This is a genomic window from Cellulosimicrobium sp. CpK407 (genome assembly GCF_051844275.1).
Lineage (GTDB): Bacteria > Actinomycetota > Actinomycetes > Actinomycetales > Cellulomonadaceae > Cellulosimicrobium > Cellulosimicrobium cellulans_G.
The window spans coordinates 14,706-35,612 of sequence record NZ_JBGNYC010000046.1 but is presented as its reverse complement, the minus strand read 5'-3'; the positions used below and the strand labels follow the sequence as shown (position 1 = coordinate 35,612).

The 20,907-nt window shown below is 76.6% G+C and carries 20 protein-coding genes; 12 read left to right on the top strand and 8 right to left on the bottom strand.

Features of this window, described 5'->3' with window-relative positions; translation table 11 throughout:
- The 3 genes from ABWU78_RS16855 to ABWU78_RS16845 form a co-directional block, all read right to left on the bottom strand.
- A partial coding sequence (locus ABWU78_RS16855; protein ID WP_439159018.1) for an arginase family protein occupies positions 1-662 on the bottom strand: 662 nt, incomplete at its 3' end.
- A gap of 40 nt (positions 663-702) precedes the next feature.
- Positions 703-1,080 carry a DUF1304 family protein gene (locus ABWU78_RS16850; protein WP_439159017.1) on the bottom strand — a complete coding sequence of 126 codons (378 nt, stop codon included), beginning with the start codon at positions 1,078-1,080 and terminating at the stop codon, positions 703-705.
- Positions 1,077-1,766 (bottom strand): maleylpyruvate isomerase family mycothiol-dependent enzyme, encoded by a 690-nt coding sequence (locus ABWU78_RS16845; RefSeq protein ID WP_439159016.1) that lies wholly within the window; start codon positions 1,764-1,766, stop codon positions 1,077-1,079. The genes ABWU78_RS16850 and ABWU78_RS16845 overlap by 4 nt, the downstream gene beginning before the upstream one ends.
- A gap of 90 nt (positions 1,767-1,856) precedes the next feature.
- Between ABWU78_RS16845 and ABWU78_RS16840 the strand changes: the two genes are divergently transcribed.
- The gene (locus ABWU78_RS16840; protein WP_439159015.1) at positions 1,857-2,297 is read left to right on the top strand and encodes a MarR family winged helix-turn-helix transcriptional regulator; all 441 of its coding nucleotides are present in this window, start codon (positions 1,857-1,859) and stop codon (positions 2,295-2,297) included.
- Between the two features lie 7 nt (positions 2,298-2,304).
- On the opposite strand, the gene ABWU78_RS16835 is transcribed toward ABWU78_RS16840, so the two are convergent.
- Positions 2,305-3,204, bottom strand: coding sequence for a universal stress protein (locus ABWU78_RS16835; RefSeq protein WP_253054661.1), 900 nt, complete (start codon positions 3,202-3,204; stop codon positions 2,305-2,307).
- A 213-nt stretch (positions 3,205-3,417) separates the two neighbouring features.
- Between ABWU78_RS16835 and ABWU78_RS16830 the strand changes: the two genes are divergently transcribed.
- Both ABWU78_RS16830 and ABWU78_RS16825 read left to right on the top strand, forming a co-directional pair.
- Complete coding sequence (locus ABWU78_RS16830; RefSeq protein ID WP_253054659.1) at positions 3,418-4,146, top strand: response regulator; 729 nt, start codon at positions 3,418-3,420, stop codon at positions 4,144-4,146.
- A gap of 142 nt (positions 4,147-4,288) precedes the next feature.
- On the top strand, positions 4,289-4,762 hold the full coding sequence (locus ABWU78_RS16825; RefSeq protein ID WP_253054657.1) for a pyridoxamine 5'-phosphate oxidase family protein: 474 nt from the start codon (positions 4,289-4,291) through the stop codon (positions 4,760-4,762).
- Between the two features lie 59 nt (positions 4,763-4,821).
- On the opposite strand, the gene ABWU78_RS16820 is transcribed toward ABWU78_RS16825, so the two are convergent.
- Positions 4,822-6,009 carry a GAF domain-containing sensor histidine kinase gene (locus ABWU78_RS16820; protein ID WP_439159014.1) on the bottom strand — a complete coding sequence of 396 codons (1,188 nt, stop codon included), beginning with the start codon at positions 6,007-6,009 and terminating at the stop codon, positions 4,822-4,824.
- Positions 6,010-6,207: 198 nt separating this feature from the next.
- On the opposite strand from ABWU78_RS16820, the gene ABWU78_RS16815 reads away from it, so the two are divergent.
- Complete coding sequence (locus ABWU78_RS16815; protein ID WP_439159013.1) at positions 6,208-6,990, top strand: tetratricopeptide repeat protein; 783 nt, start codon at positions 6,208-6,210, stop codon at positions 6,988-6,990.
- A gap of 230 nt (positions 6,991-7,220) precedes the next feature.
- Here ABWU78_RS16815 and ABWU78_RS16810 read toward each other — a convergent pair whose 3' ends face one another.
- Together ABWU78_RS16810 and ABWU78_RS16805 are read right to left on the bottom strand one after the other, a co-directional pair.
- Complete coding sequence (locus ABWU78_RS16810; protein WP_253054651.1) at positions 7,221-7,793, bottom strand: hypothetical protein; 573 nt, start codon at positions 7,791-7,793, stop codon at positions 7,221-7,223.
- A gap of 150 nt (positions 7,794-7,943) precedes the next feature.
- Positions 7,944-8,462 carry a hypothetical protein gene (locus tag ABWU78_RS16805; RefSeq protein ID WP_253054649.1) on the bottom strand — a complete coding sequence of 173 codons (519 nt, stop codon included), beginning with the start codon at positions 8,460-8,462 and terminating at the stop codon, positions 7,944-7,946.
- 197 nt (positions 8,463-8,659) lie between these two features.
- Between ABWU78_RS16805 and ABWU78_RS16800 the strand changes: the two genes are divergently transcribed.
- The 8 genes from ABWU78_RS16800 (at position 8,660) to ABWU78_RS16765 (ending at position 20,010) form a co-directional block, all read left to right on the top strand.
- A complete protein-coding gene (locus tag ABWU78_RS16800) occupies positions 8,660-10,648 on the top strand; it encodes a PASTA domain-containing protein (RefSeq protein ID WP_439159012.1) in 1,989 nt (662 codons plus the stop codon).
- 220 nt (positions 10,649-10,868) lie between these two features.
- Positions 10,869-12,608: an ABC-F family ATP-binding cassette domain-containing protein gene (locus tag ABWU78_RS16795; RefSeq protein WP_439159011.1), complete on the top strand. Its 1,740-nt coding sequence runs from the start codon at positions 10,869-10,871 to the stop codon at positions 12,606-12,608.
- A 93-nt stretch (positions 12,609-12,701) separates the two neighbouring features.
- A complete protein-coding gene (locus ABWU78_RS16790) occupies positions 12,702-13,235 on the top strand; it encodes a DUF2087 domain-containing protein (protein WP_353706773.1) in 534 nt (177 codons plus the stop codon).
- A 60-nt stretch (positions 13,236-13,295) separates the two neighbouring features.
- The gene (locus ABWU78_RS16785) at positions 13,296-13,826 is read left to right on the top strand and encodes an aminoacyl-tRNA deacylase (RefSeq protein ID WP_353706772.1); all 531 of its coding nucleotides are present in this window, start codon (positions 13,296-13,298) and stop codon (positions 13,824-13,826) included.
- Between the two features lie 272 nt (positions 13,827-14,098).
- On the top strand, positions 14,099-14,473 hold the full coding sequence (locus ABWU78_RS16780; protein ID WP_353706771.1) for an STAS domain-containing protein: 375 nt from the start codon (positions 14,099-14,101) through the stop codon (positions 14,471-14,473).
- A gap of 63 nt (positions 14,474-14,536) precedes the next feature.
- On the top strand, positions 14,537-15,844 hold the full coding sequence (locus ABWU78_RS16775; protein WP_353706770.1) for an exonuclease SbcCD subunit D: 1,308 nt from the start codon (positions 14,537-14,539) through the stop codon (positions 15,842-15,844).
- Positions 15,844-19,119 carry an AAA family ATPase gene (locus ABWU78_RS16770; protein ID WP_353706769.1) on the top strand — a complete coding sequence of 1,092 codons (3,276 nt, stop codon included), beginning with the start codon at positions 15,844-15,846 and terminating at the stop codon, positions 19,117-19,119. Before ABWU78_RS16775 ends, ABWU78_RS16770 begins: the two co-directional genes overlap by 1 nt.
- A gap of 219 nt (positions 19,120-19,338) precedes the next feature.
- Positions 19,339-20,010, top strand: coding sequence for a class I SAM-dependent methyltransferase (locus tag ABWU78_RS16765; RefSeq protein WP_353706768.1), 672 nt, complete (start codon positions 19,339-19,341; stop codon positions 20,008-20,010).
- On the opposite strand, the gene ABWU78_RS16760 is transcribed toward ABWU78_RS16765, so the two are convergent.
- Entirely contained in the window at positions 19,964-20,857 is an 894-nt protein-coding gene (locus ABWU78_RS16760; protein ID WP_253054630.1) for a helix-turn-helix domain-containing protein, read from the bottom strand. The two genes, ABWU78_RS16765 and ABWU78_RS16760, sit on opposite strands and share 47 nt — an antisense overlap.
- Positions 20,858-20,907 lie beyond the last annotated feature (50 nt).

Genomic DNA, 20,907 nt, shown 5'->3' with positions numbered 1-20,907 from the left:
ATCCCAACCGGCAAGACCCGGGGTGGGTGGAGGCCGTCCTCAACCAGCCGCCGCACGGGCGACCCGTTCGAGACGCCGTCGCGCAGGTCGTGGTGGGCGTCGAGCGTCACGAGGCCCGCGGTGGCGAGGTCGTCGCCCCAGGCGCCGAGCGCCGTCGCGACGGTGACGGAGTTGTCGCCGCCCAGCGCGACGAGCAGGCGCGCGCGCTCCAGGGCGGCGCCGACCGTTGCGCGCGTCCGCGCCTCGCCGTCCGCGCCGTCCGGCTCGTCGACGTCGCCGAGGTCCGCGAAGGCGAGGTCCGCGAGGTCGACGGGCCGGGCCCGGCCCGACGCCGCTCCTCGCCCGGTCGCGGCGGCCCCGGTCGTGTCCGCCCCGGTCGCGGCGGCCCCCGTCGCGTCCGGCCCGGTCGTAGCGGCGGGCCGCACGCGGGCGGAGGGCCCGCCGTCGGGCAGGGGGCGGTCGGCGACGAGGGCGGGGCTGAAGCGGCGCAGCGCGTCGCGGACGGCGGCGGGCGTCGCGTGCGCGCCGGTGGGGGAGAGCGACGTGCGCCAGGCCGGGACGCCGAGGATCGCGACGTCGACGTCGTCCTGGCCGAGCGGCGGCCAGCCGCCCGCCCGGGGCCAGGACGGGTCGTGGGACAAGGGCTGCGCGGCGCTGCTCACGCCTCGACCGTAGCAACGCGCGTCGCCGGCCGAGGGTCCGTCAGGACGCGAGGGTCGCGAGGAGCGTCGCGAGCCCCAGCCCGGACTGCCCCAGGGTCCCGGTCCACAGGCGGTGGTCGGAGATCCACAGAACGACCCCGCCGAGCGTCATGAAGCCCGCGGCGTACAGGACGAGGGTCCGGCCCTCGTCCACGAGACCGTTCGCGGCGAGCACGACGCCGAGCACCGTTCCGGCGCCGAGGAACATGTTGTAGAACGCGACGTTGAACGCCCACAGGGTGACCTCGCGCGGCGAGGACCGGGTGCGCAGCAGGAACTGCTGGGCCCAGGGGCGGTGGAAGAAGAAGGCCTCGACGACCCCGACGCCGACGTGCAGCAGGCCGGCGGCGACGGCGAGGACCTGGGCGAGCGTGCTCATGGGAGCTCCTCCCGGTCGTGCGACCCGAACGAGCGGGCGAGGCGGCGTGCCCCGTCACCGTCCAGGTGGGCGAGGGCCGCGGGTCGCCCGGTGAGCAGCAGGAGCAGAGCCGTCATGGACGCGGTCACCTGCTGGCCCTCGCCGCGCTGCCAGGGCACGTCGGCGGCGACGAGGCGGAACCCGGCGAGCCGTCGTCGGGCGTGGAAGGGGAACGAGACGGCCCACACGCGCTCGGCTGCCTCGCGGGCGGCGACGGGCGGGGCGGGGACCTCGATGCCGAGCGCGACGGCGACGTCCTGGGTGTGGACGAGGGCGTCGACGAGCGCGACGTGCGGGGTCGTCCCCGGCGCGAGGCGGCGCGACCCGACGGCCGCACGCAGGGCGTCGAGGATCTCCTCGCGCGGGCGCGTCCCTGCCTCGCGCGTGAGGAGGTCCATCATCCCGTCGAAGCTCGTGCGGCCCCGGAGGAGCGCCCGGGCGAGACCGCGGGCGAGCGCCGCGCGCGAGGAGGTGGGGGCGAGGGTGAGGTGCGCGGCGACGTCGTGCACGCGCCACCCCGCGCACAGGCTGGGGCGCTCCCAGTCGGCAGGACCGAGCCCGCCGACGAGCTCCACGAAGGTGGTCCGCGCGGCCGCGACGGTCGCCCACACGTCGTCCTCCGTCATCCAGTAGTCAGGTGCACTCATCGGAGCGCCTCCAGAACTGATACGATGATCTGACTACTTTAGTCAGTCGCACTGACGATGGCAACCCCCCGACGACCCGACGGAGGCACCGTGAGCGAGCAGGACGAGCTCAACACCGGGCTGCTCCTGTTCATCCCGTACCGCGCGCTCGAGCTCCGGGTGTACACCGCGGTCCGCGAGGCGGGCTTCGACGACGCGACGCCTGCGCAGCTCCGGGTGTTCCAGCGGATCGGGCCGGACGGCACGCGCCTCACCGAGCTCGCGGAGGCGGCCGAGATCACCAAGCAGACGGCGGGGTTCCTCGTCGACCAGCTCGAGGCCGCCGGCTACGTGGAGCGGGTCCCCGACCCCGCCGACGGTCGGGCGCGCCTCGTGCGCGTCGCGCCGCGCGGGGAGGCGGCCTCGCGCGTCGCCGTGGCGGAGCTGGCCCGCGTCGAGGCGGAGTGGACCGCGCACCTCGGGGCGCGCGGCATGGCGTCGCTGCGGCGCCAGCTCGCGCGCCTTCGCGAGATCACCGACCCCTGGGCCTGACGGCGGGTCAGCCCTTGCTCGCGTGCACGACCGCGACCGGGTGCGTCGCGTGGTGCAGCACCTGCTGGCTCACGGAGCCGAGGACCATGCCGCGCAGGTCGCCGCGGCCGCGCGAGCCGACGACGGTCAGCGCGGCCCCCGCCGCGGCCTCCCGGATCGCGACGGACGGCTCGCGGTCCACGACGAACGTCTCGACGAGGACGTCGTCGTGGTCGGCGGTCCGCACGCGCGCGAGCGCGGCCTCGACGGTGCGCGACGCCTCGGCGCGCGCGTCGCGCTCGGCCGACGTGTAGAACGACGGGTTCTCCTCCCACAGCGGCCCCACGGGCAGCCGCCACGCGCACACCGCGACGACGCGCGACCGGGTGCGGGCGGCCTCGTCGAGCGCGAACCGCAGCGCGGCGTCGCCGTGCACGGACCCGTCGACGCCGACCACGACGTCCGTCGTCCGCTCGCTCCGCTCCACGACGGGCGGCACGACGACGACGGGCACGGGCGAGCGTGCGGCGAGCCGCGTCCCGACGGACCCGAAGAACATGGAGCCGACCGAGCCCAGGCCGCGCGACCCCACGACGACGAGGTCGGCGTCCTTGGCCTCGTCCAGGAGCGCCTCCGCGGGCGGGCCGGAGCGCAGCGTGGTGCGGACGGGGACCGTGGGGTCGACGTGCGCGGCGCGCTCCGCGGCGGCCGACAGGATGGGTCCGGCGATCTCGCCGAGCTCCTCGACGCTCGGGTAGTACGCGCCCCCGACGAACGGCGTCGCGACCACCGGCACGTAGGCGACGTGCAGCACGCGCAGCTGCGCGCCGCGGCGGGCCGCCTCGCGCACGGCCCAGTCCAGGGCCTTGCCGCTCGTCGCGCTGCCGTCCACTCCGACCAGCACGACCTGCTGCGTCGATCCGCTCACGGTTCCCACCTCGGTCCCTCGTCCCCTTCGCGGCGGGTCGTGCCCGCCGCCTGCACACCTCCTGGATACCCCCCGAGCCCGGGCGTGCGCACCCTGCGACCGCCCTCGCGCGCGAGGACCCACGGCTCGAGGTGGTGGGACGAAGGTCCCGCACCTGCGGCGTCACCCCCTCGCGCGCGCGAGAATCCGCCCCCGACGGGCTACGTTGAGGGCATGGGCTCTCCCCACCCGATCCGTGTGTTCCTGCTCGACGACCACGAGGTGGTCCGGCGCGGCGTCGCCGCGCTGCTCGAGGCGGCCGGTGACATCACCGTCGTCGGCGAGGCCGGCACCGCCGCCTCCGCGCTCGCACGCATCAAGGCGACGCGGCCCGACGTCGCGATCCTCGACGTGCGCCTGCCCGACGGCTCCGGCGTCGAGGTGTGCCGCGAGGTGCGCTCCGAGCTGCCCGAGGTCGGCTGCCTCATGCTCACGTCGTTCGCCGACGACGAGGCGCTGTTCCAGGCCGTGCTCGCCGGGGCGTCGGGGTACGTCCTCAAGCAGATCCACGGCTCCGACCTCGTCGGCGCGGTCCGCACCGTCGCGGCGGGCGGGTCGTTGCTCGACCCGGCCAGCACGGCGCGCGTGCTCGAGCGCCTGCGCCACGCCGCGGACGAGACCCCCGACCGCCTCGAAGGGTTGTCCCAGCAGGAGCGCCAGATCGTCGCGCTCATCGGCGAGGGGCTGACGAACCGCGAAATCGGCAAGCGCCTCTACCTCGCGGAGAAGACGGTCAAGAACTACGTCTCGCACGTCCTCGCGACGCTCGGCCTGCAGCGGCGCACCCAGGTCGCGGTGCTCGCGACCGAGATGCGCCAGGAGGAGGCGTCGCGCCAGGGCACCCCGGGCGCGGGCGCGCCGGCAGGGGACCGGCAGCACGGTGGCCAGCCCTTCCGTCCCTGAGGGCGGCGCGGGGGCGCGCCCCGCGGGGCCCGAGGGCTCGCCGCCGGACGGTCCGGGGGCCGGCGGCGAGGGTCCGGGCGACCGCGCGGCGTCGGGACCTTCGGCACTCCCGGATCTGACACCGCGGCGCGACGATGTGGAGATGGACACAGTCGAGCGGACCGGGACAGGGGCACCGGTGGGGAGCGGGGGGCTCGCGACGGCCGAGCGCCCGCGCGCCTCGGCAGGGCTCGCGGAGCTCACGCCGGAGGAGAGCTACGCGCTCCTCGCGACCGTCCCCGTGGGCAGGATCGTCTACACCGACCACGCGCTGCCGGCGATCCAGCCGGTGAACTTCGTCCTCGACGGGCCGGACGTCGTGTTCCGCACCGCCGAGGGCTCCAAGCTCGCGGTCGCCGCGAGCCGCGCGGTCGTCGCGTTCGAGGTGGACCAGTTCGACGCGGAGGCCCGCTCCGGCTGGTCCGTCGTGCTCGTCGGCCGCACGTTCGAGGTCACCGAGCCGGTGGAGCGGGCGCGGCTGCTCGCCCTCCCGCTCGTGACGTTCGTGCCGGGCGTGCGCGACCGCGTCATCAAGGTCGTCCCGCGCATCGTCACCGGGCGGCGGATACTGCGCTGACCCTCTGCCGATCCTCGGCCGATTCTCGGCCGACCCGGACCGAGGCGCCCGGGGCCGCGTCAGGCGAGCGGCACCCACCACTCGAGCCGCGTCCCGCCGTCGGGCAGGGCGGTCGCGGTGCTCGACCCGCCCAGAGCCGCAGCGCGCGCCTGCATGTTGCGCAGACCCGAGCGACGCCCGCCGGGCTGGATGCCCACGCCGTCGTCCGTGACGGCCAGGCGCGCCTCGTGCGCGGTCACGGACAGGTGCACGACGACGTGACGCGCCTGCGCGTGCCGGGCCACGTTGGTCAGGGACTCGCCGAGCACGACGACGAGCTGGTCGGCGACCTCGGCGGGCAGGCTCGGACCGCCGTCGGTCACGCCCGCGCCGGACCCCTCGGCCGCGACCTCCACGCTGACCTCCGGCGCGAAGCCGAGCACCGTCGTCGCGGCCTCCGCCTGCGCGCGGAACCTGTCCTCGATCGACGGCGCGTCCGGGTCGGTCGCGGTGTGCAGGGCGAAGATGGTCGAACGGATCTGCCGGATCGTCTCGTCGAGGTCGGAGACGGTCTCCTCGATCCGGGTCCGCGCGTTCGGGTCGGCCACGAGCGGCTGCACGCTCATGAGCGTCATCGCGGACGCGAACAGGCGCTGGATCACGACGTCGTGCAGGTCGCGCGCGATGCGGTCGCGGTCCTCCAGCACGCCCACCTGCTTGGCCCGCCCGTAGAGACGCGCGTTCTCGATCGCGACGCCCGCCGCGGCGGCGAGCGCGATCACCGCCGCCTCGTCGTCCGCCGTGAACTCCTCCGTGAGCTCCTGGCCGTCCGCTCCGGGCGTCCGCTTGTCCGTGAGGTAGAGGTTGCCGAACACCGTCTCGCGCACCCGGACCGGGACGCCGAGGAACGTGTGCATCGGCGGGTGGCCCTCGGGGAAGCCGGCCGAGCGGACGTCGTCGGCGATCTCCGGGACGCGGATGGGCTCCGGGTGGTCGATGAGCTCGCCGAGCAGCCCCTCGCCGTGCGGCCAGTGGTCGATCGCGGCGACCTCGTCGTCCGAGAGGCCCAGCGGGATGAACTGCGCGAGGCGCTCGCGGCCCGAGGCGTCGAGCACGCCCAGCGCCCCGTACCGGGCGCCGGTCAGCTCCATGGCCGCCTCGACGATGCGCCGCAGCACCTGCGGGAGGTCGAGGTCGCTCGTCACGGCCACGACCGCGTCCAGCACACGTTGCCCGGCGGTGGCCGGCAGGTCCGTCGTTCCGCTCACCCGAGCCAGTCTCCCAGACGGGAGGCCCCGGGCAGCACCCCGCCCGACGTCGAGGTGTGACGTGGGCGACACCCCCGCGCTATCGTGCGTCCACATCTCGGGACGTCCGTCGCCGTCCTGCCGGTCGCCCACCGCGGCCTGCCCGGCGCGAGCCGACCGAGGCCGTCGACACAGGGGGCCGAAGGGACGCGGTGCCGCATGCCGACCACCGACCAGAGCGCGACCCCCGCCACGGCGACCGCGCTCGCCGACCTGCGGGCCGCCGTCGGGCACCTGCACCCCGACGACCCCGCCGAGCTCGTCGCGATCGCCGACGACCTGCGCGCCCTCGGTAGTCCCGCCGCGGCCGTGCCGTTCTACGAGTCGGCCGTCGAGCACGGCGTCCCCGGGGCGGTCTACCGCCTGGCCGTCGCGCACCACGAGGCCGGCGACGCCGCCGAGGCGTTCCGCTGCTTCGAGCTCGCGGGGCTCGCGGGCGACGTGCTCGGTGCGTTCATGGCCGCGCAGGTCGCGACCGAGCGGGGGGACCTGCACGCCGCCCGGCGGTGGTACGAGCAGGCGCAGGAGGTCGAGGGCGCCTCCGTGCGGCTCGCGGAGGTGCTCGCCGAGCTGGGGGAGCAGGACGCCGCCGCCGACCTCCTCGTCGCGACGTCGGGCGAGAGCTGGGAGGCCGCCGTCGAGCTGACGCGCAGCGGCGCGCTCACGGGCGACGACGCCGTCGCCCTCCTGGAGGGCTGGGCCGCGGCGGGCGAGGCCCGCGTGGCGGCGGCGCTCGCGGACCTCTACGTCCGCGCGGGCCGCGCGCTCGACGCGGAGGACCTGCTGGAGCAGGCGGCGCTCGCGGGCGAGCCGACCGCGCGCACGAGCCTCGGGGTCCTGCGGCTGCGGGCCGGCCGGGTCGCCGAGGCGATGACCCTGTGGAGCGAGGCCGCCGCCCAGGGCGACCCCCAGGCGGCGGAGCTGCTCGACCGCTTCGGCTGACGCACGGGGACGGGCCGCGCAGGTACGGACAGAGAGGCGCCCGGCGGGCGACCCGCTCCGTCGAGCGTCGGTCGCCCTGCCGGGCGCGAGGGGCGGGACGTGCGGGTGGTCTCCCCACCGCCCGCACGTCCCTCTTCCCCCGGGAGCGACTCCCTGCAGCGACGGCCTCAGAATCGTCGCGCGGTATCGGTCGCCCCGTGGCCCGCCGCACACGGCGGGCGGTCGAACCGTCAGACCAGCCAGGTGTTGCGCTGGACGAACGGGATCTTCTTCCACGTCCTGCCGAGCCCGAGCACGCTGCCCGCCCCGAGGAGGGTGAGCGCGATGATCGTCAGCGACATCGTGATGTGGTCGTCGATGATCGGGTTGGTCACGAGCGGGAGCTCGGCCAGGTACATGAGCAGGAGCAGGAGCGTGCCGCTCACCGCGGCGATCCGCATCCCGATGCCCAGGATCAGGGCGAGCCCGATGCCGAGCAGGCCGACCATGAAGAGCACGTCGATGAACGCGTTCCCCGCGAGGCCGCTGAAGAAGCCCGAGAACGTGCCCTCGAGGTTCGACAGGAAGCCGGTCGTCGGGCTGTTCCCGTTGATCCACGACCGCTCGGCGGGGGTCGCGAACCCGAGCCCGAACGTCTTGTCCAGGAACGCCCAGAGGAAGTAGAAGCCGATCACGATCCGCAGGACGCCGAGGACGACCTGGGTGTGTCGCGGAGCGCGCTCCGCGAGGCTGAGGGTCTCCGGCTCGCTGCCTTCGACCGTGGGGAGCGGCGCGTTGGCGTTCCGCTCGATCGTCCCCTTCATCACTGTCCCCTCTCATCGACCCGGCCGGTGCGGTCGGGCTCCTGAGACCAAGCAAACCCCTGTGAAGGAAGGGTGGACGTCAGGCAAAGGTCGCCGCCCCCGGGGACCTAGGTCCCCGGGGTGCCGGGATCTCGCCGGCGCGACGTTCCCTCAGGAGCCCGTGGACCCGTCGAGGTCGGCGCGCAGCTCGTCGACGCGCGTGCGCAGGCTCTCGATCGCGTCGCGCACGGCGGCGTCGGCGCCGGAGAGGGAGTCCGCGACGGCGTCGAGCTCGGTGGACGCGTCCTCGAGCGCGGTCTCGGCGTCCGCGAGACGCTGCTCGGCCTCGGCGCGCGTGTCCTCCGTGGCCGTCGACACCTCGTCCGCCGCGGCACGGGCCTCGTCCGCGGCCTCCTGCGCCGCCGCGACCGCGTCCTCGGCGCGCGTGCGGGTCTCGCCGGAGAGCGAGCCGAGGTCGTCGGCGAGCGACCGGACGTCGTGGCCGATCGTCTCCGCCTGCGAGCGGGCGTCGTCGAGGAACTGCTGCACCTGGTCCCCGGTGAGGGTGAACTCCGGGACGCTCACCGAGCCGTCCTCCGCGCACCCGGCGAGCGCGAGGATCGCCACGACGGCCGCGCCGAGCGCGCACGAGCGTGACGTTGACCTGCGGTGACGCGTCGGTGAACTCATGTCGGCATTCTCCCCCGCGAACATGAGACAGGGGTGAGAGCCTCGTGGAGGCGGTGTACGGTAGGCGGACGAGGGCACTGTGGCGTGCGGTACACCGACCGGTGGGCGCGCGCAGCCGTGACGTCGGGCGCGACGACGCGCTGAACCGGCGTGCGGGACGCAGGTCCGTGGCAGGGCACGAAGCACGGGAGTGAGCGGTGAGCACCACGGCGGAGCACGAGGGCGCGACGGACGACGTCCCCGAGGCCACTGAGCCTGCTGCGCCCGCACCCGCCCCGACGCCCACCTTCGTGCGGCGAGCCCGCACCGTCTCCCACGTCCTCATCTCCTCCGCGCTCGCGATCACGCTCGCCGCCGCGCTCGCCGGGAGCGTCGAGCCCCGACCGGGCGCCTCGTTCTTCACCGCGGAGGCCACGACCGCGACGCAGGTCTCGGCGCTGTCGAGCACCCTCGGGGCCGGCCTCGACGAGGACCAGCAGCTCGACGGCGCGATCGAGGTCCTCGCCACGGCGAACGCGCTCTCGGACGGGGAGGTCACCGCGCCCGTGGAGCAGGCGCGCGCGGAGCTCGGCATGCTCCTCGCCACGTACCTCGCCCAGCAGGACGCCGCGCGCCGCGTGCCGGTCCAGGTGGTCCCGGACGGCGGTCTGGACCTCGACGAGTCGCTCGACGACGCGGAGGTCCCCGACCTCCCGGAGCCGCTCGACCCGGGCGCGGGCCCCGACGACGCCGCGGTCCCCGGCTCGCCCCCTGGGCGCCCCGCGCAGAAGCCGGCGTCGGTCGACGCCGCGGGCGACGCGGACGTGGTGCGCACCTCCGCCACCCGCACCGCCTCGTCCCCGACCCCGACGAGCAGCCCCGACCCGAGCGCGTCGCCGAGCCCGAGCGGGTCGCCGAGCCCGTCGCCGTCGGGCGACGCGCCGACGGGGCCGGGCTCCACCGGCGGCGCGACGTCGCCCGGGGACCGGACGCTCCCCGAGGACGCCGTGCCGGCTCCCGACGGCGTCGCCCCGGGGGAGCTCGACGGCACCTCGGGTGACCCCGCCGACCCGTCGTCTGACAGCGGTGACGGCGAGCACGCCGAGGACGACGACCACGCCCACGGCGACGTGACGCTCGAGGACGTCGTCGTCTCGGCGACGCACCTCGCGGACCTGCTCGGCACCGACTTCTCTCCCGTCGGCGTCGTGCCGGCAGCCGGTGCGACGGCGCTCGCGGGCACGACGCTCGCGGAGCGGCTCGCGGAGGTCGTCGCTCGGTACGCCGGCTCGACGGCGCAGTACCAGAACGGGCGGATCCCGCCCGAGGCGCTGTGCGCCCTCGACTTCGCGCCCGGCAAGACGCTGCGCTGCGACGCCGCGGTGCAGCTCGAGGCCCTCGCGGCGGAGTTCCAGAAGGAGTTCGGGTACGCGCTGAAGATCACCGACGCGTACCGCCCCTACGACGAGCAGGTGCGGCTGAAGGCCATCAAGCCCTACCTCGCCGCGGTCCCCGGGACGTCCCAGCACGGCTGGGGCCTGGCGATCGACATCGGCGGCAACGTCCCGTCGGGCACGTCGCGCGAGTACGTCTGGCTGCGCATGCACGGCCCCGACTACGGCTGGGACAACCCCGCCTGGGCTCGGCCGAACGGGTCCAAGCCCGAGCCGTGGCACTTCGAGTTCTTCGCGGCGGGCAAGATGCCGACGCGCTACACGCCCTCCGAGGGCACCACGCCGTCGACCCCGCAGAAGCCGTCGACCCCGACCCCGCCGCCCGCGCCGAAGCCGACGCCTCCGACGACGCCGACGCCGACGCCGACGAACCCGACCACACCCACGACGCCGCCCGACCCGACGACGCCGCCCGATCCGGAGCCCGCGAAGGTCACCGTGCCGACCGCGCTCGTCGGACGGACGCAGGCCGACGTCGTGGCAGCGCTCGAGAAGGTGGGGCTCAAGGCCAGCGTGACGACCCGGGAGGACGCCGCCGCGGCGGGCACCGTGATCGCGGTCGACCCGGGCTCCGGTGCCCAGGTCGCGCCGGGGAGTACGGTGACGATCGTCGTCTCGACCGGGCCTGCCGACCCGGAGCCCCCGGTGGATCCCGAGCCGACGCCGGATCCCACGGAGGAGCCGACTGCCGCGCCGACGTCGGCGCCGGCCGACGAGCCCACGGCGGGCGCCACGGAGACGACCGCACCCTGACGCGTGACCCGTCGGGTCCGGGAGGTCGGCGGGTTCGCCTCGCCCGCGCTGCGCACCGTCCGGTAATTCCCGTGCGCCGTGCGCGGCGACCGCGTAGCCTCGGCGACGATGTGATCCTCACCTGCCCCGACCGCTCCGTCCCGTCGAGCCCGTCGTCGTGGCCCCCGCGCCGTCCCGGCGCGTGCGCGTGCCGCCCGGGCACCCTGGTAGGTGATCACCCATGGCCCGTTCCACCCCCGTCCTGCGTGCGTCCGACGTCCGCGTGTCGTTCGCAGGACGTCCCGTCCTGCGCGGCGTCGACCTCGCCGTCGACCCCGGCCACCGCACGGGTCTCGTCGGCGAGAACGGCGTCGGCAAGTCCACCCTGCTGCGCGTGCTCGCGGGCACGCTCGCGCCCGACGACGGGGCGGTGACCCGGCCCGACGACCTCGGGTTCCTGCACCAGGAGTTCCCGTACCCGCCGTCGACGACCGTGCGTGCGGTCGTCGACGACGCGCTGGCGCGCGTCCGCGCGATCGAGCGCGAGCTCGAGGAGGCGGCGCTCGCTCTCACGGGTCCCGACGGAGCGGGGCCCGTCGCGGGTGCCGACGCGGCGTACGCGCGCGCCCTCGACCGGGCCGAGCTCGCGGACGTGTGGGACGCCGACGCCCGGGCCGCCCGCACGCTCGCCGGCCTGGGGCTCGACGTCGACGGCGTCGCCGGCCGCGCCGTCGGCTCGCTCTCGGGCGGGCAGCGGACGCGCCTCGGGCTCGCCGCCCTGCTGGTCCGTCAGCCGGGCGCGCTGCTGCTCGACGAGCCGACGAACCACCTCGACGACGACGCCACCGAGTTCCTCGCGGCGGCGCTGCGCGCGCTCCCGGGTGCCGTCGTGCTCGCGAGCCACGACCGGGTCTTCCTCGACGAGGTGTGCACGGAGATCCTCGACCTCGACCCGGTGGCCGAGCCGCTGCGCGGAGCCGCGAACGGGAGCCCGCGCCCCGGCGGCGGCGCGGCCACGCTCTACGGCGGCACGTACAGCGACTACCTGGAGGCCAAGCGCGTCGAGCGCGCGCGCTGGGAGCAGCGGTTCGAGGCCGAGCAGGCGGAGCTCGTCGAGCTGCGCCGGTCCGTCGCGGTCACCGCGCGCGACGTCTCGAAGAACCGCGAGCGCGGCAACCAGGCGAAGATCCTCTACGACTTCAAGGGGGAGCGCGTCCAGAGCCAGGTGTCGCGGCGCGTGCGCAACGCGCAGCAGCGCCTCGACGCCCTGGAGCGCGACCAGGTGCGCAAGCCCCCGGCGCCGTTGCGGTTCGCGCCGCCGGACGGCGGCGGCGCGGCGACCCCCGGTGGCGGCGACGTCGTCGCGTGGGCGCGGGGCGTCGTCGTGCACCGGCCGGCGGGCACGGGCGCGCCCGGCGAGCGCTCCGACCGGCTCGACATGACCGCGTCGGGCGTGCCCTCGATCGAGGTCGCGCGCGGCACGCGGCTGCTCGTCACGGGCGCCAACGGCGCGGGGAAGTCGACGTTGCTGCACGTCCTCGCGGGCGACCTCGTGCCTGACGCGGGCACGGTCGGGCGGGCGCGCGGGGTGCGCGTCGGCCTGCTGGAGCAGGACGTCCACCTGCACGACGACGACCGCACCCCGCGCGAGCTCCTCGCCCTCGCGCAGGGCTGGGACCCGGCCGACCGGGCGGGCGCGCGCGAGGCCGCCGTGGACGCGCACGGGCTGCTCGCGCCACGCGACCTCGGGCGTCCGCTCGCGGAGCTGTCGGTGGGCCAGCGGCGGCGCGTCGTGCTCGCGATGCTCGTCACGCAGGCGCCGGACGTGCTGCTCCTCGACGAGCCGACGAACCACGTGTCGCTCACGCTCGCGGGGGAGCTCGTGGAGGCCGTCGAGGAGTGGCCGGGCGCCGTCGTCGTCGCGTCGCACGACCGGTGGCTGCGGCAGCGCTGGACGGGCGACGTCGTGCACCTGGCGTGAGCCCTGCGCCGGTCAGCGCCGCACGCCTCTCGCGACCGGTGGGGCGCTGACAAGTCGCTGGCCCGGGCGCCGGAGGGTGCTTAGGGTCGGTGGGTGGACGTCGAGCAGACCGGTGCCGTGGCGCCGGACAACGCGTGGAAGCAGGTCGTCGCGTCGCTCGCGGACGCGGGGCGGCTGGAGGTGCTCGCGCGCGTCGTGACGGAGGGCCCCGCCGAGGCGGTGCTGTCGACCGACGAGCGGCGGCGGCTCGCGCCGCTCCTCGCGGCAGGGGTCGTCGTGCGGGACGAGACCGGGTTCCTGCGCGCCGCGCCGGAGCGGTTCGCGGCGCTGCTCGCGACGGTGCCCACGCCCCGGCCGACGGGTCCCGAGCGGTTCCTCGTCGACGGCCGCCTGCTGCGCTCGCCCAAGCGGCAGCGGGACCGCGAGCTCGTGGTGCGGTTCCTGGCGGCACAGGTGCTGCCGCTGGAGGAGCCCGTCACCGAGCTCACGCTGACCAAGCGGCTCGCGGCCCGCGCGGCGGACCCGGTGTCGCTGCGCCGCGCGATGGTCGACGCCGGCCTCGTGCACCGCACGCGCGACGGCGCGGAGTACTGGCGCACGGTCGTGACGGAGTTCGACGACGTATGACGCCCGGCGCCGGGGCGTGCGCCGGGATGGGCGACGGACGAGGCGGCTAGGGTCGGTGCCATGAGCAGCGAGCGCGCCCTGGCGGCGCTGGAGGCGTCGGGCATCGACTACACCGTCACGCGGCACGGCCGGGTGGGGTCGCTCGAGGAGGCCGCCGCGGCCCGTGGCGTGGACCCGTCGCGCGTCCTCAAGACGATCGTCGTACGGCGCGCGGAGGACGACTACCTGTTCGTCCTCGTCCCCGGCGACCGCCAGATCTCGTGGCCCAAGCTGCGCGCGCTCCTCGGCGTCTCGCGCCTGTCGATGCCGGACAAGGAGGTCGCGCGCGACGTCACGGGCTACGAGCGCGGCACGATCACCCCGTTCGGCTCGACGCACGCCTGGCCCGTGGTCGCGGACGTCCGGGTCGTGGCCGGGCCGGGGGAGGGCGACGACGTCGACGTCGCGGGGGGCGAGGGCACGCAGCCCGACGCCGCGGCGCGGCTCGTCTCGATCGGCGGGGGCGCGCACGGCGTCGCGGCGACGGTGGACGGGCGGGCGCTCGTCGGCGCGCTGGGCGCGCAGGTCGCGGACGTCACGGAGCCGCTGTAGCGCGTGCGACCGGCCGCGGCGCGGCGGTTGTGTGGGTTCGGAGAAAGGTCGAGGACCACCCCCGCGAGGGCTGGTGCGCGCAGCGCGTCGGGTGCAGACTCGTTCTGCTCCGGTCACGGTCGCCCGGCGCGGTCCGTCGCCAGACGGCGGCGCACGCGACCGGACGGAGCCTCGCGGGGGCGCGCGGGGAACAGGCCGTCGTCACCGGACGTTGTCCGGAGGGGCGGCCGACAGCACGCAGGACGACTCGAGAGAGACGGTGAGCGGGAACCGTGGACACAGGCAGCGCGATCGACCGGACGAGCGGGATCGTCTACGCCCCGGCTGACGGCGGCGTGGTCGTGACGATGTGGGGAGAGATCGACGCGGCGCTGCGCGACCGCGCGAGCGAGGCGATGTCGTACGTGCTGGACACGCGCGGGCGCGTCGTGGTCGACGTCGCCGACGTGACCTTCATCGACTCGTCGGGCATCGCGTTCATCATCCAGCTCTACATGCTCGGCGAGGAGGACGGCCGCGACGTGGTGCTCCGCGACCCGTCGACCAGCATCGTCGAGCTGCTCGACATGATCGGCATGGGCGGCCGTATCTCCGTGGAGCGCAGCGGCGCGTCGACGGGCCCGATCGAGGTCGTCGGGGCGGTCTGACCCGGTCCGCGCCCGACCGCCCGGGTCCCGGGGGCTGTGGGCCCCCGCCGGTACGGTGCGGTCATGCGCATCCTGCACACGTCCGACTGGCACCTCGGGCGCACGCTGCACGGGGTCGACCTGCTGGAGCACCAGGCCGCGCACCTCGACCACCTCGTCGAGCTGACCCGCACGGAGGACGTGGACGCCGTCGTCGTCGCGGGGGACGTGTACGACCGCGCCGTCCCGCCGGTCGACGCGGTCTCGCTCCTGTCCGACGCGCTGACGCGGCTCGCGGAGCACGCGCACGTCGTGGTCACGCCCGGGAACCACGACTCCGCGGTCCGGCTCGGGTTCGGGGACCGCGTGATGCGCCCGGGCGTGCACCTGCGCGCGCGGCTGTCCGACGTCGGGACGCCCGTCGTCCTCGCGCCGCGCCCCGGGCCCCGGGGTCGGGCGGCCGAGGGTGACGCCTCGCTGCTGGTCTACGCGCTGCCGTACCTCGACCCGGACACGGCGCGCCACGCGCTGGCCGAGGGCCACGACGCCGGGGCCGACCGCCCGGACCCGAGCGCCGGCGGTGCGCGGAGGCCGCTCGCCCGGTCGCACGAGGCCGTCATGGCCGCGGCGATGCGGCGCGTGGGGGCCGACCTCGCACGTCGCCGCGCGCAGCACCCGAGCGCCCGTGCCGTCGTCGTCGGGCACGCGTTCGTGGTCGGCGGGCTCGCGTCGGAGTCGGAGCGGGACATCCGCGTGGGCGGCGTCGACGCCGTGCCCGCGGCCACGTTCGGGGGCTGGGGTGTCGACTACGTCGCGCTCGGGCACCTGCACGGGCCGCAGCGCGTCGCCGTGCCCGACGTTTCACGTGAAACCGCAGGTCATGGCAGCAGCTCGGCGACGGTCGCGCGCTACTCGGGATCTCCGCTCGCGTTCTCCTTCTCGGAGCGGCACCAGCGCAAGTCCACGGCGCTCGTCGACCTGGACCGGCTGGGAGGGGGTGCCGGTGGAGACCCGGACGCGGCCGTCGAGCTCGTCCCCGCGCCGGTGCCGCGGCGGCTCGCCGAGGTCACGGGGACGCTCGACGACCTGCTCGGGGCAGCCGGCGAACCCCACGTCGACGACTGGCTGCGGGTCGTCGTGACGGACGCGGTGCGACCCGCGGAGCTCTACGCGCGCGTCCGGGGGCGGTTCCCGCACGCGCTCCAGGTGACCCACCGCCCTCCGCGCCCCGAGGAGCGGGAGGTCGTGACCGCCGTCGGGCCGGGGCGGGACCCGCTCGACGTCGCGCGGGACTTCGTCGAGCACGTCGCGGGCCACGCGCCGAGCGACGCGGAGATCGCCGTGCTGCGCGAGGCGTTCGAGCTCGCGCTGGCGGAGGAGCGGAGCGCCTGATGCACCTGCACTCGCTGACCTTCCAGGCGATCGGGCCGTTCGCGGGCCTCCAGCACGTCGACCTCGCGGCCCTGGGCGCGTCCGGGATCTACCTCCTCGACGGGCCCACGGGCGCGGGCAAGTCGACGGTCATCGACGCGATCGTCTTCGCGCTGTACGGCAAGGTCGCGTCCGACGCGGCGAGCGACGACCGGCTCCGGTCGGCGTTCGCGGCGCCCGAGGTCGAGTCGTTCGTCGACCTGGTGCTGGAGGTCCCGTCGGGCGTGTACCGCGTGCGGCGGACGCCCGAGTACCGCCGGCCCAAGAAGCGCGGCACCGGCACGACGACCCAGCAGGCGTCGGTCCGGCTCTGGCGGCTCGCGGGCGTGCCGTCCGCGCAGGCCTGCGCGGGCGTCGACGGCCCGCCGGGCGAGCTGCTCTCGACGCGGCTCGACGAGGCCGGGGAGGAGATCCGCCGGATCGTCGGGCTCGACCGGCGCCAGCTCGTGCAGACCGTCGTGCTCCCGCAGGGCGAGTTCGCGACGTTCCTGCGCGCGAAGCCCGAGGACCGGGCGGTGCTGCTGCAGAAGGTCTTCGGCACCGAGCTCTACCACCGCGCGACGGTGCGGCTCGCCGAGCTCGCGCGCACGGCGCGGGCACGGTCGGACGGCGCACGCCAGGGCGTCCGCGGCGCGGTCGAGCGGTTCACCGGGGCGGCGGGGCTCGTGCCCGACGACGCCCGGCGACTGCGCGAGGCCGCGCACGACGACGCGCGGCTGCACCGCGCCGACGAGGCCGACCTCGCCCGGGCCGCGGCGGACCTGGCGCGAACCGCGGCGGACGGGTCCGCGAGCGTCCACGCCGCGGACGGCGTGCCGTCGTCCCGGTCCGCGCTCGCCGACGGACGGGTCGCGGACGTGGGCCCGCTCCTGCCCACGGCGGCGGGCGCGGGGACGGTGGCCCCGGCCCCGGGCGTGCACGCGCTCGCCCTCGCGCACGTCGCAGGGCTCGAGGCCGAGGCGGAGGCGCTCGCCGCGCGCGAGATCGCGACCAACGCGACGCTCGTCGCGGCGCGCGACCGGCTCGACGCCGAGCGGGCGCTCGCCGACGCCGTGGAGCGCGTGGCGCGGTTGCGCGCCGAGGAGGCGCGCCTCGCGGAGGAGGAGCCCCGGGTCGCCGACGACCGCCGCCGCGTCGACGCCGCGACCCGCGCCGCCGTCGTCGCCCCCGCGGCGCAGGGCCTCGTCCGCGCGGAGCAGCTCCTCGCCGCCGCGCACGACCGGCTCGCGCTCGCCCGGACGGGCGCGCCCGCGTCCCTCGCCGACGCCGACCCGACGACGCTCGAGGCGCTGCGCGCCGACGTCGCGACGGCCGGGGTGCGCGTGGCCCGGCTGCTCCCCGTGGGCGCCTCGCTCCCGGCCCGGGACCGGGAGGTCGAGGACGGACGCAAGGCCGTCGTGCAGGCCGTCGAGGAGCGAGCGCGCACGCTCGACGAGCTCGCCGCGCGGCCGGCGCTCCGCGAGGAGCTGCGCCTGCGGCTGACGTCGCTCGCGGAGACCGCCGGGACGCTCGGTGCCCTCCAGGAGCAGGCGCTGCGTGCGCGTGCGGTCGAGGAAGCGGCGCGGCAGGCCGCGGCGCTCGCGGGGGAGGAGGAGGCGGCCCGGGCCGCGCGGACCCGGGCCGCGACGGTCGCGCGCGCCGCCGTCGAGCAGGAGGCGCGGGTCCGGGCGGCCCGGATCGCCGGCCTCGCGGGCGAGCTCGCCGCGGGCCTCGTCGAGGAGTCCCCGTGCCCGGTGTGCGGCGGGACGGACCACCCGGCCCCGGCGCCGCTCGCGGACGGCCACCCCACCGCGCAGGACGTCGAGGACGCGGAGCGCGGCCGGGCCGAGGCGGAGCTGGCGCTGCACGACGCCTCCGCGCGCGCGGGGGTGCTCGCCGAACGGCTGACGGCGCGCCGTCGGGACGCCGAGGGCCTGACGCCCCACGAGGCGGCGGGGCGCGTCGCGGAGGTCGACGCGCTCGTCTCGGGCGCGCGGGCGGCGGCCCGCGACCGCGCGGACGCCGAGCGCGAGCTCGACGCCCTCGACGCCGGCACGACCGCGCTCCAGGAACGTGCCGCCGCGCTCGCGGAGGGGATCGCCGGCACGACGGCCCGCCTCGACGAGCTCGAGGCGGCGCTCGACGCCGACCGGGCCGAGATCCGCGCGGAGATCGCCGCGGCCGGGCCCCTGGTGGAGCTGGCCGACCTGCCCGACGCCCTCGCCGACGAGGGCGGGACCCGCAACCCCGTCGCCGTGCTCGCCGCGGCGCTCGACGAGCGGCTCCGCACGATCGACGCCCTCGCCGACGCGAGCACCGCGGTCGCCGTCGCGGCCCGGGCCGTCGCGGACCGCACGGCCGAGCTCGGCGCGATCGTCGACCGGTCGGGGTTCGCGGACGCCGCCGACGCGCTCGCCGCCGTCCTCGACGAGCCGGACCGGCTGGCGCTCGCGCGCCGTGTCGCCGAGCACGAGGCGGCGTGCGCCGCCACGGCCGCCGGGCTCGCCGACCCCGCCCTCGCGGACCTCCCCGCAGACGCCGCGCCCGACGTCGCCGCGGCGCGGGCCGCCGTCGCCGAGGCCGAGGCGACGGCCCGGGCCGCGGGTCGTCGCCACGAGCTCGTCGCCCGTCAGGCGCAGGCCGCGCGCGTCGCCGCGGAGGGGATCGGGACGGCGGTGGACGACTGGGCCCGGGCCCGGGACGCCGCCGAGCCGGTCGCGCGCATGGCGGCGCTGGCGTCCGGCTCCGGGGACAACGCCCACGCGCTCACGCTCGCGACGTTCGTCCTCGTCCAGCGGTTCGAGGACGTCGTCGCCGCCGCGAACGAGCGCCTCGCGGAGATGTCGTCGGGCCGGTACGAGCTCGTGCGCAGCGCGACGCGCGAGGACGTGCGCGCGCACAAGCGCGGGCTCGCGATGAAGGTCCTCGACCACGTCACCGAGCGGGAGCGCGACCCGCGCACGCTGTCGGGCGGCGAGACGTTCTACGTGTCCCTGTGCCTGGCGCTCGGGCTCGCCGACGTCGTCACGGCCGAGGCGGGCGGCGTCGAGCTGGGGACGCTCTTCGTCGACGAGGGATTCGGCAGCCTGGACCCCGAGACGCTGGAAGCCGTGCTCGCCGCCCTCGGGAGGCTCCGGGCGGGTGGGCGCGTCGTCGGCGTCGTGTCGCACGTCGACGCGCTCAAGCAGTCCATCGCGGAGCGCATCGAGGTACGGCGCGTGCCCGGAGGCGGGAGCACGCTCACCGTGCGAGCGTGAGGACGACGGCGCTCGCCCGAGACGCCGGCCCGGCGACAACGTCCGGCGTCGCCGGGCGGAGAACGCCGACGAGCGCGCCGGGCGGTGAACGTCGGCCGAGCGCGCCCGGCGGAGAACGTCGGCCGAGCGCGCCCGGCGGAGAACGTCGGCCGAGCGCGCCGCCGACCGGTCGAGGTGGCCGGTGCAGCGGCCGTCCACCGGCGGCGAGAGGTGGTGCGCATGGCCGGACCGACCGAGCCGGGCGGCACGGCGAGCCCGCGCGACGCGCGGCTGCGGCGGCGCTGGGACCGGGAGGCGAGCGCCTACGACCGCGGCATGGCCGTCGCCGAGCGCCGTCTCTTCCCGGACGTCCGCCCCCGCGCGTGCGGGCTCGCGACGGGCGAGACGCTCGAGGTCGCGATCGGCACGGGCCTCAACCTCGCGCACTACCCCGCGCACGTGCTCCACGGCCGGCTGACGGGCGTCGAGTGGAGCCCGGGGATGCTCGCGCTCGCGCGGCGACGGGCGGTGGAGCGGGGGATCGACGTCGACCTCCGGCTCGGCGACGCGCAGCGGCTCGACCTGCCCGACGGCGCCTACGACACCGTGGTCTGCACCTTCTCGCTCTGCGCGATCCCCGACCACCGTGCCGCGCTCGCGGAGATGGTCCGCGTGCTGCGGCCCGGCGGCCTGCTCGTCCTCGCGGACCACGTCGGGTCGACGTCGTGGCCGCTCCGCGCGCTCCAGGCGGCGGCCGACGTCGTGAGCGTCCCGCTCGCCGGCGAGCACTTCCGCCGCCGCCCGCTGCGCTGGGTGCTCGACGCGGGGCTCACCGTCGAGCGGCACGAGCGCACGCGGGCGGGCGTCATCGAGTGGTTCGCGGCGCGCACACCCGGTCCACGAGCTCGGTGACCGCCGCGCGGACGGGGCGGGGCGGCGCACCGCCGTCGAGCGCCAGCGCCGCACGGTCGAAGGCCGCGGAGAGCAGGAGGGTCAGCGCGTCGAGACGGTCGTCGTGCGCGATGTCGCGCGCGACGTCGTCTGCGACGTCGTCTGCGGCGTCGTCCGTGATGCGCGGTGCGGTCGGCCCGTGCTCGCGCGCGGGGACGGGGCTCGGGCGCTCGGGCGCGGGGTGCTCCCCGTGGTGCGGTCCCGCCGTCGGCTCCTCGGTGCCGTGGTCGTCGTGCGCGCTGCCCTCGCGGGTGCGCTCCTGGTCCGGCGCGGTGTCCAGCGCGGCGGCGAGGCCCGCGCGCAGCGTGCGACGGGCGTGGCGCGCGTCGAGGGCGTCGGCCTCGACGGCACCGAGCACGGCCGGGGCGTCGACGAGCAGCAGGCGCGTCCGGCCGGGGACCGCCATCGCGTCCAGGTAGGCCCGCGCGCCCTCGACGAGCATCCCGCGGGCGTCGGGTGCGTCGGGCTCGTGCCGAGAGCGGGGGGCGGGGGGTGCGTCGCTCGTAGGAGGTGCCGTCCGGGTCGCGCTCGCGGCTGTGGCCTCGTGGACGCCGCCGAGCGGGCCGGTCCGCGCCTCGATCTCGCGCGCGACGGCTTCCGCCTCGGCCTCGACGACCGCCCGGAACAGGTCTCGCTTGTCCGCGTAGTGGTGGTACAGCGCGCCGCGCGTGACGTGCGCGGCCGCGGCGATCTGCGGCGTCGACGCCTCCGCGTACCCGGGGTCGACGAACAGCTCGCGCGCGGCGGCGACGAGGGCGGACCGGGTGGCGAGGGTGCGCTCGGCGTTGGTGCGACGGCTCTCTTGCATACCGACAGACTGTAGGTCATCCTTAGATACATACAGCCTGTTTGTTTTCT